Source organism: Iodobacter sp. BJB302, from assembly GCF_002735645.1.
Classification (GTDB): Bacteria; Pseudomonadota; Gammaproteobacteria; order Burkholderiales; family Chitinibacteraceae; genus Iodobacter.
In genome coordinates this window covers 1-17097 of sequence record NZ_PDZG01000088.1, presented here as the reverse complement: position 1 = coordinate 17097, position 17097 = coordinate 1, and the positions used below count along the sequence as shown (strand labels likewise).

Annotated in this window: 12 protein-coding genes and 2 pseudogenes; 1 reads left to right on the top strand and 13 read right to left on the bottom strand. The window is 44.6% G+C overall.

Annotated features, from left to right (window positions below; translation table 11 throughout):
* Positions 1-150 precede the first annotated feature (150 nt).
* The 12 genes and pseudogenes from CSQ88_RS19885 to CSQ88_RS19830 form a co-directional block, all read right to left on the bottom strand.
* Positions 151-1039 (bottom strand): annotated as a pseudogene (locus CSQ88_RS19885) (integrase core domain-containing protein).
* Between the two features lie 94 nt (positions 1040-1133).
* Positions 1134-3449: a hypothetical protein gene (locus tag CSQ88_RS19880; protein ID WP_143449534.1), complete on the bottom strand. Its 2316-nt coding sequence runs from the start codon at positions 3447-3449 to the stop codon at positions 1134-1136.
* 427 nt (positions 3450-3876) lie between these two features.
* Entirely contained in the window at positions 3877-4956 is a 1080-nt protein-coding gene (locus CSQ88_RS19875; RefSeq protein WP_180273745.1) for an IpaD/SipD/SspD family type III secretion system needle tip protein, read from the bottom strand.
* A gap of 87 nt (positions 4957-5043) precedes the next feature.
* Complete coding sequence (locus tag CSQ88_RS19870; RefSeq protein WP_099399820.1) at positions 5044-6072, bottom strand: IpaC/SipC family type III secretion system effector; 1029 nt, start codon at positions 6070-6072, stop codon at positions 5044-5046.
* Between the two features lie 70 nt (positions 6073-6142).
* Positions 6143-8017 carry a type III secretion system translocon subunit SctE gene (gene sctE, locus CSQ88_RS19865; protein WP_099399819.1) on the bottom strand — a complete coding sequence of 625 codons (1875 nt, stop codon included), beginning with the start codon at positions 8015-8017 and terminating at the stop codon, positions 6143-6145.
* Positions 7983-8552, bottom strand: coding sequence for a type III secretion system translocator chaperone SicA (sicA, locus tag CSQ88_RS19860; protein WP_099399818.1), 570 nt, complete (start codon positions 8550-8552; stop codon positions 7983-7985). Before sicA ends, sctE begins: the two co-directional genes overlap by 35 nt.
* A 673-nt stretch (positions 8553-9225) precedes the next feature.
* On the bottom strand, positions 9226-10287 hold the full coding sequence (locus CSQ88_RS19855) for an EscU/YscU/HrcU family type III secretion system export apparatus switch protein (protein WP_099399817.1): 1062 nt from the start codon (positions 10285-10287) through the stop codon (positions 9226-9228).
* Entirely contained in the window at positions 10287-11060 is a 774-nt protein-coding gene (gene sctT / locus CSQ88_RS19850; RefSeq protein ID WP_180273744.1) for a type III secretion system export apparatus subunit SctT, read from the bottom strand. The genes CSQ88_RS19855 and sctT overlap by 1 nt, the downstream gene beginning before the upstream one ends.
* A gap of 77 nt (positions 11061-11137) precedes the next feature.
* Positions 11138-11401 (bottom strand): EscS/YscS/HrcS family type III secretion system export apparatus protein, encoded by a 264-nt coding sequence (locus CSQ88_RS19845; RefSeq protein ID WP_099399815.1) that lies wholly within the window; start codon positions 11399-11401, stop codon positions 11138-11140.
* Positions 11402-11461: 60 nt separating this feature from the next.
* Positions 11462-12130 carry an EscR/YscR/HrcR family type III secretion system export apparatus protein gene (locus tag CSQ88_RS19840; protein WP_099399814.1) on the bottom strand — a complete coding sequence of 223 codons (669 nt, stop codon included), beginning with the start codon at positions 12128-12130 and terminating at the stop codon, positions 11462-11464.
* A gap of 4 nt (positions 12131-12134) precedes the next feature.
* Complete coding sequence (locus CSQ88_RS19835; protein ID WP_180273743.1) at positions 12135-12980, bottom strand: FliM/FliN family flagellar motor switch protein; 846 nt, start codon at positions 12978-12980, stop codon at positions 12135-12137.
* A 65-nt stretch (positions 12981-13045) separates the two neighbouring features.
* A complete protein-coding gene (locus tag CSQ88_RS19830) occupies positions 13046-14602 on the bottom strand; it encodes a type III secretion system needle length determinant, SpaN/EivJ family (RefSeq protein ID WP_099399812.1) in 1557 nt (518 codons plus the stop codon).
* Between the two features lie 590 nt (positions 14603-15192).
* On the opposite strand from CSQ88_RS19830, the pseudogene CSQ88_RS19825 reads away from it, so the two are divergent.
* Positions 15193-16240 (top strand): annotated as a pseudogene (locus tag CSQ88_RS19825) (IS3 family transposase).
* A gap of 221 nt (positions 16241-16461) precedes the next feature.
* Here the strand turns inward: CSQ88_RS19825 and CSQ88_RS19820 are convergent.
* On the bottom strand, positions 16462-16812 hold the full coding sequence (locus CSQ88_RS19820) for a YopT-type cysteine protease domain-containing protein (protein ID WP_143449532.1): 351 nt from the start codon (positions 16810-16812) through the stop codon (positions 16462-16464).
* Between the last annotated feature and the right edge of the window lie 285 nt (positions 16813-17097).

The following is a 17097-nucleotide window of genomic DNA, read 5'->3' as shown; positions in this document are numbered from 1 at the left end:
GAACCCTTGATTTAGCTGCTTGCCCAGCATAGCTATTTCGGATGGTCAAATAGGTGGGATGCCCTTATTTCATGACACTTTACTCAAGCCGAGTAATGGTCGCGAGGGTTATCGACTGAGCAAGAGAGATAATCAGGAAAAAGGTTAAGGTCAGGCATGTAATGCCAGTTTTTGTTTCGGGGAGATGCCGCCCAATCCCATATGCGGGCGTTCGTTATTGTAAGTCCAAAACCATTCATATCGCACAGTTCGATTATAACGCTCAATATATGCATTTTGCTGCGGATTGCCGGGCTGAATACAGGCCAATTCAATCGACTGTTGCTCTGCCCAATTGTTCAATATGTGACTAATATATTCAGGGCCATTTCCTTCACGATTAAAATCATCAATCACATTAAATAAGCGAATGTTGCGGCCATCTGCTCATTGATCGTGCATAAAAGCCATTCGACCATGTTTCATTTTTTGCATCTGGCACCGCTAATGGCTCTGGCGTTTCACGATCTATGCGTTTTTTAGGCTTAATCCGCAGACTTAATTTTAAATCACAATAAACCCTGTAGACCCGCTTATGATTCCAGAGCTTTTTCTTGACGTTGCTCAGGTACAAGAAACAGAGACCAAAGCCCCAACTTCGATGGGTTTCAGTGAGCTGAGTCAGCAGTTCCGCAATTTTTGCGTTTTCTGCATCCAGCTTACAAATAGAGCGATAGCAAATCGTGCTAATTGCAAAGCTGGAGCAAGCCGCACAAATAGAAACGGCCTTGGTTTCAACGGCCCAGCGAGCCATCTCGTGACGCTGAGATGTTTCAGAGGATTATGGCTTCCTTGATGATGTCCGCCTGCATTGGGGCTTCGATATACATCTTTTTAAGGGGCTTCTTTTCATCCTCCAGCTCATTCATCCGCGTCACCATGGAAACATCCATGCTGAAAACTTGACGCGCCACGTGTAGAAAGAGGCAGAACTCATGGCGTGCTCGCGGCACAGATCGGGGACGGTCGAGCTGGCTTCGGCCTGCTTTAAAATCCCCATAATCTGGCGTTATCAATTGCCTACGGCTTTTATGTAGAACACCTCAAAGACGGCGAGAAATTCTACTTAAAAATGAGCTGGTTTTGTGGGAGGATTACCGTCGTTGATTGACCCCATTGTTAGCTAAGAATCTACCAAGATGCAGCCCATCCTGAGTGAGAATGACTTCCCTGGGTTTATTCCAAACGGGTAATGGTGTTTTTTCTACCCCCAACTCGTTTATCAACTCTTTAATCAAACTATTCGATGACTTTGCTAATGCTGTATCGCGCAGCATGATTTCAGCAAAATTCTTTGCATGACCCTTTACATTACGATGAGCAATCGCCTCTTTTAATACCGCAAGATATTCATCTTTTTTGCTTTGGGTCAGGCCTGCATCGTCAATGCGTTTTACTTGAGAGACAGGTAATAATGTATTCCGAGCCAAAACAAATGTTTTTTCTACATCGCTCATAGGCATGGCGTTCATCGGAGTCAGTAAGCCTCGGATCGCAGCCAGAAAGAAAGCTTCGGATACTTTCGTATCTGATTTAAGGCGAAAATCTGTAATCCTAGGTTGAACCCAAGGCTTAAAGCCAAACGACGTATCGCCTTTTGCAGATAACTCGCCTAGACTTTCCGTCACGTTCTGCGCGTGACTCACCATATCCTGAGCCTGGGAATTCGCAGCATCACTGTTTTGGAATAGATGCCTTTCTTCAGGGCGCTGCCCCACACTCGCTACAGGCTTTAAATCATTGGCTCCCTTTATCGAAGTTAAAGAAACGACCTCACGGCCTGCCCATTGCAACATCCTTGGCACAATAGAATCTTTTAACCACTGCCGAGGTGCCGCGATGGAGGTCAGACGTGCCATAGACAGAACCCGCGCTTTAATATCCGCCACCTGTGGGTGCTGATTTAAACCAGCAAGCAAAATACCCCACTGATCTTCACTCATCGGAGCCAAGTAATCTTTCTTCGTGTCCCTCACATTCACAGGCAAAAATGTATTGCGAACAGTCAAGAATTCTTGAAGGGACTTCTCGCCATTACGATTAACCTCTTGGTTCGTAATGAGTTGCAATGCTTCCCTTATATCAGTGACTAGAACATGAGCTGCCGAGGCCGGAGTTGCCTTATTATTTTTTCCATTAAATTTTGGCTGAAAAAAAGCCGACTTGAGGTAAGACTCAGTGACCCCCTTGCCCAAGGGGACAAATGTTAACCCCGTAAGCTGAGTATCGCCTTCGGAAGATGGCTTACTCTGCACAGTATTACTTGCATTGCCCTGCGAAGAACTGTCTACCCCCTCCACCACTAACACTCTATTCACCTGCACGTCCTGTACGCGAATTTTAGATGGACCATTTTGAACCATCAAAACTTCAGATCGTTCGGTTAAAACACGATTACTATTCACCTGCTGGGTAATTTTAGGTGGACCATTTTGAACCATCAAATGTTCAGATCGTTCGGTTAAAACACGATTACTATTCACCTGCTGGGTAATTTTAGGTGGACCAGATTGATCTACCGAATCAAGACCAATGCCCTCAACACTCCGCATACTATCCGCAAAATCAGTTCTTTCTGCCGCCCTCTCTTTAACAGGCAAATCGGGGATATAGAGAGCCGCTTTCACCGCATCGGCCAAAAAAGTCAAAGAATTAGAAGAAACCTGCTCACCACACGAGGCGTTAATGTGAATTCGAATCGATTCTTTTAGCCATGCTGGCTGACTTGTCTGCAAGTCCTCAAGAGTCTTGAAGCGCCCAGGAATGACATACGTACTCTCAGCAAAGTCGATGAGGCTAGTATGTGCTTGATACGTTCTGTTTCCTTTACCAGGATCAAGCAACTTAAGAAGTGCTAGATCAAGCTCCTTGAGTTTATTGGAATTTTTAGCATTTTCTTTTGTAGAGAAACCTTGAAAACCGCTCGCCTTTGGATTTTTAGAGTGTTCTTTAATAAGCGAACAATACTCCCCCTCAAGTTGCTTGATCTGAACTAGTGCCGCAGGACAGTCTTTCAACGTTTCTTGAGCTAGCGTACTAATCAAAAAGAAGTCTTTTACACGCCCACAACCAAGACCATTATTAGGTAGTCTATTAAAGTCAACATCTTTCATCCCCCCCCCGTCAAACACCCGCTGAAGGCATTTTTTAACAACATCCGGGCTCAAAGTAGCTCCATTCCACTTCAGAGACTCTGCCAGAAGCGGCGGGCTCGACTCTACTTGAGGAGAGGAACTCGGCTCATTTCTGACCGAAGCCATTGTCGCAAACGAAACATTCTTGTCTAAAGAATCAAATCGGCTAGCATTAGTGGTGGTTATTCCGGCCGAAGCTGATGGCGATAGCCCATTTTTAATCGCCTGCCTGTAGGAAGCATTTCTCACAAGAGACGAAGATACATATTCTGGCATATTTAATTCTCTTATTGGTAATGTAATTTAAATATTTTATAAGCAAGCATTCCCGCATATAAATTTCAATAAAAAACAATTATCAAGCGCATAAACTTGTCAATACGCTATTTTTTTAAATAAACATATAAATCGTGCTATCCAACGTATTTAATACAATCTATATTCTGATTATGTCTCTTGCTCCGGAACCCTTGATTTAGCTGCTTGCCCAGCATAGCTATTTCGGAGGGTCAAATAGGTGGGATACCCTTATTTCATGGCACTTTACTCAAGCCGAGTAATGGTCGCGAGGGTTATCGACTGAGCAAGAGACATAATCAGGATATATATTTTTTGTAAAGTTTTAGATATCCACAAACTTATCAGCAGACCTTTCTGCCGCTTGTATATTTTCTCGCGCACCTAAAAAACAACGAATTAAGAATTAAAACCGCAAAGCATTTTTTGCAGCCTCTTCTAAAGAAGAGGTCATGCTACTCAATACTTTAACAATATTGTCGTATAGTGAATTAGCTCGTCCAAATTTTTCAGCTAAAACTTGCACCGTGCTTTGGATCTGTTCTTTTTGGGTGCTATGCGACGTTTGCCAAGCCTGAAAAATGGCGTTATTTAATTTAGCACCACGGCTCCACGTCCAATCACCACTGTTCTTTGTATAAGCAGGATCACCCGCCTCACCATATCTCGGAGAAAGATCAAGCTTAACCTTGTCACCCGCATTATTATAATTACTCGCCACAAGAATCTGCACCAAAGGCTCCAGATTAGGATACACGCACCATTTTCCATCTTTCATTTTTATATATGCTGGGCGTGAGCTCCCTGAAATATCTGCATCGGCAGCTAAACCCAACTCCTTAGCCCAGTACTTTACCTCTTGCTCTGTATCACAACTGACTAAGGCCACGTTTTTGTGCTTTGACATAACGGCTAATAAATCATTTTGCAATGAATCAACATCAACCTTCATATCATTGGTACCATCTGCTTTAAAATAGCCAGCCAGCTTGGTAATCGTTGCACTAAAATCTTTAAAAAAATCAGCATATTTGCTCGTTGCACTCGCAAATATTTTTTGATAATTTTCTTTTATATCGACCATATTGCCACTAATCATGGCCAAAATTTCTCGGTCACTCATAAACTTGAACATATCCTCTGTGTTCAAGTGCAGACCGCTCCCGCTCTGTAATGCCAGCAACTCAGGCTGCACATTATCTCGAAGATAAACACTCTCTGCAGGCAACTGGCTCTGTACTGCGCGAAATTGACTATGCAGCAACTGTTCTGCAGAGGCCTGTTCCTCTAAAGCAATTTTTAGACCTTCAGGCTGTTCTACAATGCTATGCAAAGCCTGCTGTACACGAGCAACACTGCTATCCCACTTTTCCACCGCCCCAACTTGAGCCTGCGGCACATCAAAGGTAGACCTTTCTGCATTAGTTTGCGGGTTAGAAAGTGTGAATGTATTACGCTTTAATTCCACAGCACTTATTATGGACATCATATTTTCCATTTTAAAAATAGGTGCACGGCACAAAAGTAAAACTTCACTTCTACTGGCCGCGCAGCCATTATTATCCCAACCTACTTACACTTTACTTGCCACAGCGGCAAACGCATCACGCTTGCTTTGCACATAATCACGCAGCATGGCTTGTAATTGCTTGGCTAAATCTAAGCTGCCATTCCCTACATCATCCGTGTTTTTACTCGCCTGATTGATTACATTGACACTGGCATCCCCCATGGTACGAATTGCGTCTTCATTTTTTTGTACAGTTTGCCCAGCCCCATCAACGACACCGGCCATAGGCAGACTGGCAATCACTTGGGCTTGGCCAGACAACTTGCTCGAACGGCTTACTTCCTTGCTATGTGCTTGCTCTAGGCGATGAATATCACCCAGCCTAGCCTCATTTTTCATACCAACACCTTCTTTGACTGCATTGGGTGTGTCTGGATGATTACGAAGTTGTAATTGGCTTTTCTCCACGGACACCCTCAGTTCATTCGCTTTACCTTGATTATTTATCAGAGAATTTTTATTGGTCTGATGTGCTTTCACGCCTTTTTGTAGCGACAAACCTGCAAAACCAAGACCTACAGCAGCACTGCTAATGGCAGCTCCAATCGCCGCATTACCAGATAAACGATGCGAATCAGCCGTTGCCTTAGAACCATCAAAGCTCAATGCGGTGAGCTTTCCGCCTAAATTACGCTCACTCGCACTTTGTTCCAGTTGCAAAGCCTTCAGTTGCACAATTAAGGCGAGCAATAAATCGCTATCCATAGGTACGCCGCGCATTTTGTCGCTACTAAATAAGGTTTGCAGCGCAAGGCTCTCACCCTGCGGGGCTTCCACTACGGCGTCTAATGCGTCAAAAACTTGCTTAGTAGCCGCTCCATCCAGACTCGACTCCGGCGCGCGTAAATCAGGTGCACCTGCCATGATGCTGCTACGTGGAACGGCATGAGGTAACGCTGCAGCCTTTGCTTCAAAACCCGCATTCAAGGTTTTGCCCTCGGCAGTTCCTTTTACATCGGCCACGCTTTTTAGTACTACTGCGGAAGTAGAAAATACAGGGGAACTTTTAGCTGCTGAAATGGTTGTCAACATACAATCACCTTTGAAGTAAATTACTGCTTAGGACAAAGCTGCCCTATTTCATTTAAAAAATATGCAAGGCTTAGGCGGCACGTGTTCTTTGCGAAATAAATTGTGCGGTGGCAAGTTGCTGCTCATTTGTCATAGACATCTGCTTCATCAAATCATTAACAACTGACATTTGCTCGCTCATTTGCTTAATCGCTTCAGAAATAGCCCGCTTAAACACATCTTGGCTAGCACGGCTAACCGTGATATCAGCAAGCGCATCACTCGCATTATTTTGGTGGACTCCTACACCGATTTGGCCACCCGCTTGTATGCTCTGCTGGGCAAAACCACCCACTACCTGCGCCGTTTTAAAACGTGTTGCATTTATAGCCACATCTCCAACACTAATACCCGCGCGATTGGCTAACTTCCCAAAAGATTGCGTCACCGCCTTATTTACCCCATTAAAGCCTGCTTTAGCCGCTGCCGTGGACTGCTTAATGAGTTCAGGAATCATTTTGGAAATGGTATTTGATATCGCTGTACCAAATTTTTCAGCCATTTTTGCCGCCGCCCCCTTACCAACTATCGCCACAAGAATCACAGCAAGTACCAATACCGCCGCAGCAAGTACTGTCCCAATAATATCGGCAATCTTTTTATCCACGCCGAGACTCTGTAAAAGGCCACTCATTAACTTAGTCAGCGCTTCCAGCAGGGGCTTAATAACCGCATTCATCACGGGAGTTAACACTCGGTCAGTCAAGCTTTTACCTGTCGCGGCTTCAAGTACCGTGTCCAACACCATGAGTGCAACGCCAACCGCTGCCAGTGCCAAGCTGGCTCCCCCCGTAAACACAGCCCCCGCCACCGCCACAATCGTCAATAGGGCCCCCAATACCTTGCCTACGCAACCCATAATTCGATTAAGCTCTTCTGCTTTTCGCTGTTCGGCAGCGAACTCATCAGCTTTTTTTTCCAAATCCTTGACCACTTCAGCTTGGCGCGCCTTCATTAACGCCAATTTATCTTGCATTTCTGTTTCGCTAGTTTCACCGATGATGTCCTGCAAGACACTCAATAGAAAAGTCAGCTCAGCAGCACCAGTACGTAGCTGCCCCAGATTTTGCACGGCCCGCACACCGCCCTTCTCTTCAAATTGTGAGTGCAAAGAGACGAGATCAGCCTGTGCCTGCTGTGCAGCAGAGCCCGCATTTAGTACCAGTTGAAATTGCTCTCTAGCCGTATTCCACTCGGCCCTTGCTTCATTCTCGACCTTTGTCAAACCACGCATACTCTCATCCAAAGCCTTTGATGCTTTGAGAATCTTTGCTCCATCTGCGAGGGATTCTGGTTTACTTGCATCGCCCGAGAGCGGCATATTTGGGCCATACTTCTCAATAAATGCCTGTTTAAGATTTTCCAGCGTATTTGAAAGTTCTTTTTTTGTTCGCTCTCTATTCTCAACCGCAAGCTGCAAACTAGCCTCAAATTGCTTTACTTGCCCCGCTGTTGGCAAGCGACTCGCCAGATCTTTTGCCTTCTTATTCAGAGTATCGGCCTTTGTTTGTGCCTCGCCCAGAGCCAAACCCATTTTCGCCAAAGCAGCTTCACGTGCATCCGCACTTTGTTTAAAAGCTTCCAATTTGGTCTTCAAGCCATTCACTGACATGTCTTGCATGATTTCCATCAACTGCGCCATTACCGCAGCAAGCGACAAATCGGGCTCTGCTTGACGTTGCGCCACCGTCACACCTGGTGGCGTCAACTGAGGCGCTTTGCTAGACCCAGCGGGTTTGGCAGCCCCCAACTCAGTATCCGCACTTTGTGCCAGCAGTTCCATCTTCGCTAAAGAATCATGAATAGCACCTACTGCTTCCATCGGCCCCTTGATCAAATCTTGACTGATCTTTAATGCCTCAGGATTCACGCTATAACGATTTGGCTGAATCAGTATTTCTCTCATAATTAAAAAACTCCTTCATTTCATTTTCAGACTCAGCTTCAGTTTCTGGCTCAGCTTCAGTTGCTGACTGCACATTTTGCATAGCCTCTAAATAAGCTTGTGCCCGTTCGGTTAATGGCCCCTTCGCCCCATGCAACAGCACCGTCTCAAAACACTGCTTTGCCTTGCTTACCTTTTTCAAATGCAAATTACACTGCCCCGCATAAAACATCGGACGGTAATCATTTTTCCCTAAAGCAAAAGCAAGTGAATATGCACCCGCCGCCTTCAGATACTCTTTACGCATCTGAAAAATAGCCGCTAAGCCCATCGCATAGTCTGGGTCATACATATCGTACAAACACAAAAACCTAAAAAATGTTTCTGCTTCATCCAAGCGCCCCTGCTGATAAAACTCAAATGCATAGGCATAAATCCCCTCCATTACATTACTAGGAATACCCTGAATATCTTTAAGTGCCGCACCATTAAGTACTGCCTCCCATAAGACCTCAGCTGCGCCTTCATCCATTAAGTTTTCATTCATACGACTCATCTTACTTTCCTTTAATCCGCCATTTGCCATAAGGCTGACGGTGTTAATTAAACCACAGAGGTATATTGCTCACTATTAAAAAACGATACTCTCCTCTTCCAGAACGTAATTCAATAAACGGCCACGCCCCCTGTTACTTAAGGCGACGCTTAATAAATACGAGTGGTTAATGCAAAAGACTATATTTTCTATTTACTAATAAATTTCTAACGAACTATCATCAAACCAGCAAGCACAGCTTGTAAGCTATACAACCTATTTCACATAAATCACGAAATTTTTTCTAATTTACAGAAGGTATATTTAAATTGAAGAGTTAAACTACAGACAGCAAAGCCCATATCCTTCATGTTCAATATGAGATATCCGTTATTATTTAAAATAATTAAATTTTTAAAAGATAAACTTTCATAAAAATACGAAGCTAAAAAACGCAAGCATGATTTAACGAGCGCTAGCGCTGAATGAACTTTGCTTTTTTGATCTACAGATTTGCATCGAGAGAGATGCCTTGCATTAAACCTACCATCTTGCTAAGCATATTCATCTGGTCTTCTTTTCTTTGGCACCGATGCTTGAACAAAGAGCCATTTATTTTTTACCTAACTTTGCTATGCGTATAGCGCAGATCTAAATCAAAACGAATAAAGCACCGCTTCATTTATAACCTTCATCATGACGCCAACGTAGGCGCATCCCCATTTCCTGCACGGGCCTTTTCGACTTCAAGCAACCAAAACAGCACCTTGTACACCTCTTCAACCAGCTCATAGGGCACAAAGGTATAGCGCGTTGCCACTTTAAAAATGGCACGAGTTAAACGGATATCACGCACCACAGGTATCCCAATTTTTTCTGCATAAGCAATCACCGCACGCGCTTTTTGCTCTGTTTCCAGTACAGACACAAAGGGCAGTGGTAGCGACTCTGTATCCATATACACCCCAATTGCAATATGGGTCGGGTTAGCAAGCACAAACTGAGACTGCGCCACATCGCTTTTTATTTGCTCGGACAACAATTCCTCATGCACCTCACGACGCCGTGATTTCACCTCACTACTCACTTCAGCCTGCTTATATTCTTGCTTCACCTCATGCTTTTCCATTTTGAGGTTTTTGATATACAGCAAGTAATCTACCCAAGCATCTAGGCCAATAATAAAAATAAAAGCAGCTACACAATAAAAAACAAGAATCACACCTGCTTTAACCCAAGCCGCCCCTGCCTCTGTAGTTGAAACATAGAGTTGAGCCAGCAGCATATGCCTTTGAAAAACCCAAAAGGCATAAGCCACTACAATAGTTAACAATAAATATAAAACGGCCTTTACCAACTCTTTTACCGTTTTCATACTAAATAGCTTTTTAAAGCCTGCAACCGGATTCAAAGCACTAAAATCAATTTTGATTGCCTCAGTTGCAAGCACAAGGCGGCTTTGCCATAACGATGGCAATACAGTGGCAACCACGCAGGCCAAGATAATGGGCAAGGAGAGGGTTAGAAATGCAAAAACAAGCTCTCGTGCCGCATCAGCCGGAGGTGTTTTAAAACCCTTCTCAATAAAACCACAATACATTTCTACTACCGTATTAAAAGAGCGCGTTGCGGTAAAACCGACTCCTGCAACCAAAATACACAACACGACCATGTCGCGGCTTTTATAGGATTGACCCTTTTTAGCCGAATCAAGTAGTTTTTTATCCGTTGGTTTTTCAGTTTTTTCCCCTGCCATTAACGCCCACCCCTAACAAATAATTCATAACCGGCAAAGTCGCCCATCATCTTCATCATTTCCCCCGGAAATACGGGACCAAAATAAATCATAAAAATAAAAAAGGCAATCATGCTCTTAATCGTAAGAGATACTGAAAAGGCATTCATTTGCGGAGTAAAGCGCGACAACAAACCCAATAACACTTCAGACAAAATAAGCGTTAGCAATACAGGAGCCGCCAACATAAAACTATTTGCCACTAAGCGCCCCAAATAGGGGATCAAGGTTTCTAATCGGATTTCGATACTATTGAGCAAATTGACTTGTTGATAACTATCTATTAACAGCGATAACAAGAGCTGCATACCGCCAGCCTCTAAAAAAACCACCCCTGCAAATAAGTTCAACAGATTGGAGGTTTCTGCCGACTCCAATCCATTCACCGGATCAATGGAACTACTGATAGTAGCCCCACGCGCCACATCGATATAAGCGCCAATCGCATGAAATACCCAAAATGGAAAAGCCACCATACAACCCAGAGCCAAACCAACTACAGCTTCTTTTAAAGCCAGTACCGCATAATCGCCCCCATTCACCTGAGATACATCGACCCCCACTAGAGGCCACAACCCGAATATCAACAGTAGAATCACCGCATTACGCGTTACCATATGTCCGAGTACGTTATTATTCAAAAAAGGCAAAAATAAAAAAATCACCGCAATCCGCGCGTAAATCAACGCGGCCGCCAACATATATTCTTGCCAGCGCGCAAATAACTCATACATCAACATAGGCTATGACAATCTGACCATATAAAAAAACAGTTCAACATTTCCTTTACCCCTACCTCGCTAACAACAAATTAGCGACGCGGATCCAGGGCCAAATGCATCAATTCCACCGCATAGCTCAGTAGGTGCTCACCATACCAACCCGAAAACATAAATAAACACACAATCACGGCGATCAACTTCACCCCAAAAGGCAGCGTTTGCTCTTGCAATTGAGTTACGGTCTGAATCAAACCCACTATCACCCCCACCAACGTCGCCACAGCCACCGGAACCGCAGATAAAACAAGAGTCAAATACAGCGCCTTATTACCGGCATATACCAAATCATCCATATAACCTGTCCTTTATTTCTATTCCTGCTTTGGATCATCGGAAAGAAAAAAACTTTAACGTCAAGCTGCAAGATCGATATATTGCATGACCAACCCCTTTACCAATAAAGTCCAACCATCCATTGCCACAAATAGAATTAACTTTACGGGCACAGAAATCGTTACTGGGCTCATCATCATCATGCCTAAAGACAATAAAATACTGGAAATTACTAGATCTACAACAATGAAAGGCAAATATAAATAAAAACCAATCTTAAATGCTTCCTTAATTTCGGTTAGGGCATAAGCTGGCAGTAGCGCAATAATCGCCGGTTCAGACTCTGGCTCCGCAACTTTTTGTGTATTTTCCTTAGCTTCACCCAAGCGTCCTGCTTGTGCCTTTTGAAAAAAATCGACCAACTCCGGATCTGAATATTTTTTTAAATACGCGCGATACCCACTCAGACCACCATCCATAAAATTGACAACAGCCTCTACACTATCCAGCTTCACATTTTCAGTTTTATAGTAATCATAGGCTTGCTGCCCCACCGGCATCATTACAAACACCGAAAGCAATAGTGCAATACCATTTAAAGTCATATTAGAGGGCACTTGCTGCACCCCCAAAGCATTCCGAATCAATACAAATACAATCGAGAACTTAACGAAACAAGTGCCTGATGCCACTAAAAATGGAAACAAAGTAGCAAATGACAGCAGAGCAATCAGTGAAATATCATTCATTGAATTATACCGATTGCATTAAGCGCTGAATTTCTACGCCCAAACGTCCATCGTCCAATTGCACCAATTCCCCACCTGCAAAGCACACGTTATTGATATATATCTCAACATTCTTTTGTGCCTCTATCGGTAAATCAATCACATCACCTAAATCCATAGACTGCAATTGAGCCACGCTGAGCATTTTTTTGAACAATACAAAAGTTAATTCAACGGGTACTTTTTTTAAATCTAAGAGCTGATTTTCCGACTCAGGCACAACACCTATACTCGCCTCTTGTTCCGCATAATCCTGCAACATCAACTGCTCCTCATAAAGCTCAAACGTAAATAGGGGATGAGTGCCATAATTCAATTGGCAATCGATTTCTTTAATCAATAAAACATCGCCCAACACTAAAGTCGGGATGGTCTGACAAGCCAAGTGACTACGCCCTAAATTAGCGGCCAACTCAATTTTTACTGCGTTAAAATCAAAATTTGCACCAAACGGGTGAGCTTCCTGCTCTAAAGCCTCCACAAATAAGCCCCCACTCAGCGTATTCACACAAGGTAGCGCATGCTCTAAAGGCGTGCTAAGCAGATCCAGTACCTCGATATGCGTCAAATCAAGCCCGTGTTCCGTGCCAGTGAGTTGAGTTAATTCCTCGGCCAATAAATTCCACAACAACTTTTCATCCACGCAGTGCCAAGCAATGCCAGCCAAGCTTGGCATACTGTGGCCAGCCCAAGCGTGCACATCCAACAGGGCAATCACGGTTCCCAAACCAGCCAGATCACCGCGCAGACGAACGTAGCGAGCGTTACCAAGTGGTAACAAAACCGCTTCGGTGTAACCTGCACCACGCAAGCGAATCAGAACACGGCTTCGCTCTATACTGGCAACATCTACCCGGCGCAAACTACTCAAGGGCATCATTCTTCATTTTCCTCTTCAAAGGGCAGAGCCCGTGCCTGCCTACGTGGCACCTCATCATCACGACGTTCGCTCGCCTCAACACGCCAGTGCTGCGGCATATCATTGGCTTCTCCATACGTTTGCAAGGCCTGTAGAACCTGCACATCTGACGGCACAAATCGCACATCACCAGCACTAAGCGTGTTAACACTTACAAACGCACCATTGCCCCAACTTTTAAAATGATAGGTAAACCCTTGCTGCTCTACAGGGCTAGGAAGAACTTGCAGTACAGGGGCTGGGATAGAACGTGCAGCGGGATTACTAGCGAATTCATAATGTGGGCCATTCAAATTTGGCTCCGGCAGCATATGTAGTGAAGCACTCATCACAAGCTCTTGTGCACGAACAGGTCGCTCAGCCTGGCCCGCTTGTGATGTGCTCGCAGGCAGCTCGCAAGCAGATTCGTTCCCAACAAAACCAGGCAGCACCGCAGAAACCTTTGAGCCTCGTGCAAGCACAAGCGGTCCAACTATCTGCCCCCCCACTGAGGTGGGTGCCAACATAGACAGCTCTGACTGAGCGCCCCCCACCGCAAGTTTAAGATGCGAACGATCAGGTACGGCCCCAAAAACTGCGGTATTGACCTGACTAGCCACATCAGGCTTCGCTGTGTTTAAACCTTGCCCGACATCTGACGTCAAACTCAGAGGATGCAGCCCCTCCACGACAGCAGTTGGTGCTGAAATCGACCAGATAGAAGGTAGAGCAAAGTGCTCCGCAGCAGCGACAACCTTAGCTTTAAGCCCAAGTACTACCGAGCTTGGTAGGCTAGATGCACCAGACATCGTTACATTTAAAACCGGATCGACACCTTTTGTCCCATATGTACCAAGCAAAGGCAGTGTAGGTGCAGCGGCATCAGGCAATGCTGCAACAAAGTCCCCTTTGACAACAGACATCGGCACCTCAACAGGTTCACTGAACTGGTTTATGATTGGAGGAAAAGGGAATAGGCTTGATGCCCCTCTTTCCTCTTGTTCTTGCAATCGACTGATTTTTCGCATAGATTGGGGCGTGCTGTGCAATCGCACCACATCTAACAGCTTTTCCCCTACAACACTGGGCAACACCACGGATGTCTGTAAAGATAAAGTTTGAAGGGAGACAAGTGCATCTTGCCCCCTAAGCGACTTCATTTCACTTTTAGCAAGAGGGTCTAAAGTCGGGCATTTCAAACTCAGAGAATCCAAGACTACAGTTAGATTTGGAGCCCAAGAAAGGGGTAAAGCAATGCCTAGATCTGCCGACGAATCCGTCTCAGCCTGGCCATTTACACAATTAGCTTGGCATTCTGGCGGTGTTGGATCTACGCCTAACATGTCAAGTAACGACGCTTGGCCTGTATCCTGCAACCCTTGAAGCATAATCTTCAAAGCATCGGCGTCGGCGTCGGCAAATTTGGCATGAGCATTGAACACTAGGTGCGCATGCGTATTCTCCAGAGCATCCCCAATGCCAGTACTCCGCTCTTCTAGACCTAGGTGTTTGCCCCCAAGCGAGTGAATTTTCATTTACAGTGATTTCCTTACGATGAGCGAGACCCCCATCCTGTTCAATATCAAGCGAAAAATACCCAGTCAAACACCACACTTAAATGCAGAAAAATGATGCTTGGTCAGATCTCATTTGCACCAAGCGGCACACTTCTAGAGACCACACTAATAAGACCTAGATTATGTTCATCACCCCAATTTAAATAAATGGGACAAGTACGATGTCGTCACCTAAAAAAGGTATGACTCGTCAGTTTTGTCACATAACCGAAGAACAACAATGTGTAGTAGCCTCAATTAACCTTATCCTCTTGCCATTACACAGATAATTTTGTCAGTTTATTTAAAGGAACGAAGATACTGGCTGAAGCGATACAAGGCATATCGCTTATTTTTCAAAAGCTAAAATCATGACATTACGACTCTGTAAACCTTTCATGAGGCATATTATTAAAGCTGTTACGCATCCTATTTACGGAATAAAGTTAAACGAGTAAGCAAAGAAGATGGTAGTCCCCCCACAAAACCACCTCATTTTTAAGTGGAATTTTCTCGTAGTATTTGAGGAGCTCTACATGAAAGCCGAAGGCAATTGATAACGCCAGATTATGTCGATCTTAAAGCAGGCCGAAGCCGGCTCGACCGTTCCTGATCTATGCCGCGAGCACGGTATAAGTTCCGCCTCTTTCTACATGTGGCGTGCTTAGTTTAGCGGTATGGACGTCTCGATGATGACGCCCATGAAAGAGCTGGAGGACGAAAACAAGCGTCTTAAAAAAATGTATATCAAAGCCCAAATACAGGCGGATATCATCAAGGAGGCCATGTCAAAAATCATCTGAAACATCTCAGCGTCGCGAGGTGGCTCGCTGGGCCGTTGCAACCAAGGCCGTGTCCATTCGTGCTACTTACGCCAGCTTTGCAATTGGCACGACTTGCTATCGCTATATTCGTAAATTGGATGCCGAAAATGCCCAAATTGCGGAATCGTTGGTCCAGCTTACGGAAACGCATCGAAGCTGGGGCTTTGGCCTCTGCTTTTCGCATTTGCACAACAAAAAGCACTGGAGCCATAAACGCGTCTACCGGATTTACTGTGATTTAGAATTAAATCAGCGGATTAAGCCTAAAAAGCGCTTAGATCGCGAAACACCTGAGCCATTAGCGTAATCAGAGGCAAAAAATGAAACGCGGGCAATGGATTTTATGCACGATCAATTAGCCGATGGCCGCAGCATTCGCTTATTTAATGTGATTGATGATTTTAATTGGGAAGGATTAGGCATTGAAATCGATTTCTCTTTGCCTGCAGAGCGCGTAATACGCAGCCTGAATCAAATCATTGAATGGCGCGGCAAGCCTAAGCGAATTCGATCAGATAATGGGCCTGAATATATTAGCCACATATTAAAGAATTGGGCGGAACAACAATCAATTGAATTAGCCTATATTCAGCCTGGTAACCCGCAGCAGAATGCGTATATTGAGCGCTATAATCGCACCGTGCGTTATGAATGGCTGACTTGCGATGATTTTGAAAACCTTGCCGAAGTACAAGAAACTGCAACGCAATGGCTTTGGACATACAATAATGAGCGCCCGCATATGGGATTGGGCGGCATCACACCGAAACAAAAACTGGCATTACATGCCTAGCCTCTACTTTTAAGTGAGCTTAAGAATGGGGGGATTACCCATCCACTGAGGCTACTGGATCGCGCTAGTCGCCGCGCAGCCCTTGTCCTGATGGCGCTGTTTTGCAGAATTAGCCTGAAGCAACTGGCCATTTAACCCTGAGTTAACGCCCTCCCCAGCAGAAGTCAGGCCGCCGTGTATGGAGAAAAAACACTGTTTTTCTCCATACAGGGAGGCACTGATTAAGTAAGCCGAAGAACAGTCGTATTTTTGTTCAAACGAGGGTAAGCGAGCGATAAATAATCCTGCACAAACGCTTCCAGTGCAGTAGCTGACGGCAAAGAATATTCTCCAGAGTTAGGGTCAAAAAACCTGAATGATTTTGCAGCATCATCAACCTGAACACCTAAGGCGTGGCCATCACCCTGAACCGGCGTAATCCCGATTTCATATAAACCATCCTTACTAAAATCAATTTTAAAGCCCATACTGCTATGGCTATATGTTTTATCGATTTTCATACCAATATCCCCTATGTAGTCGTGAATTGCATGAGCGTTTTTTTGAACATAGCTTGTAACAGCCGTCGCCATGACTTCTTCCCTGCCATCATGCGTATTGATATCTCTGTAAAAAAAGTCATGATCATTCTGGCTGATTTTCGGGCTACTAAGCCATTTCAACACCAGAGGAAAGCAAACCCCCTTATTACCAATAGTAGATTCCTTAATAAAATCGGACTGCTTAAAGACACCTGATTATGTCTCTTGCTCAATTAAGGCTTGAAATACCCCTCTTGGACAAGGTTTAGCCTGCATCACGGCTTTGAGTAATCGAGGAATCAGAGCGCACAGGTCTGCTCGACGATTGAAACGGTA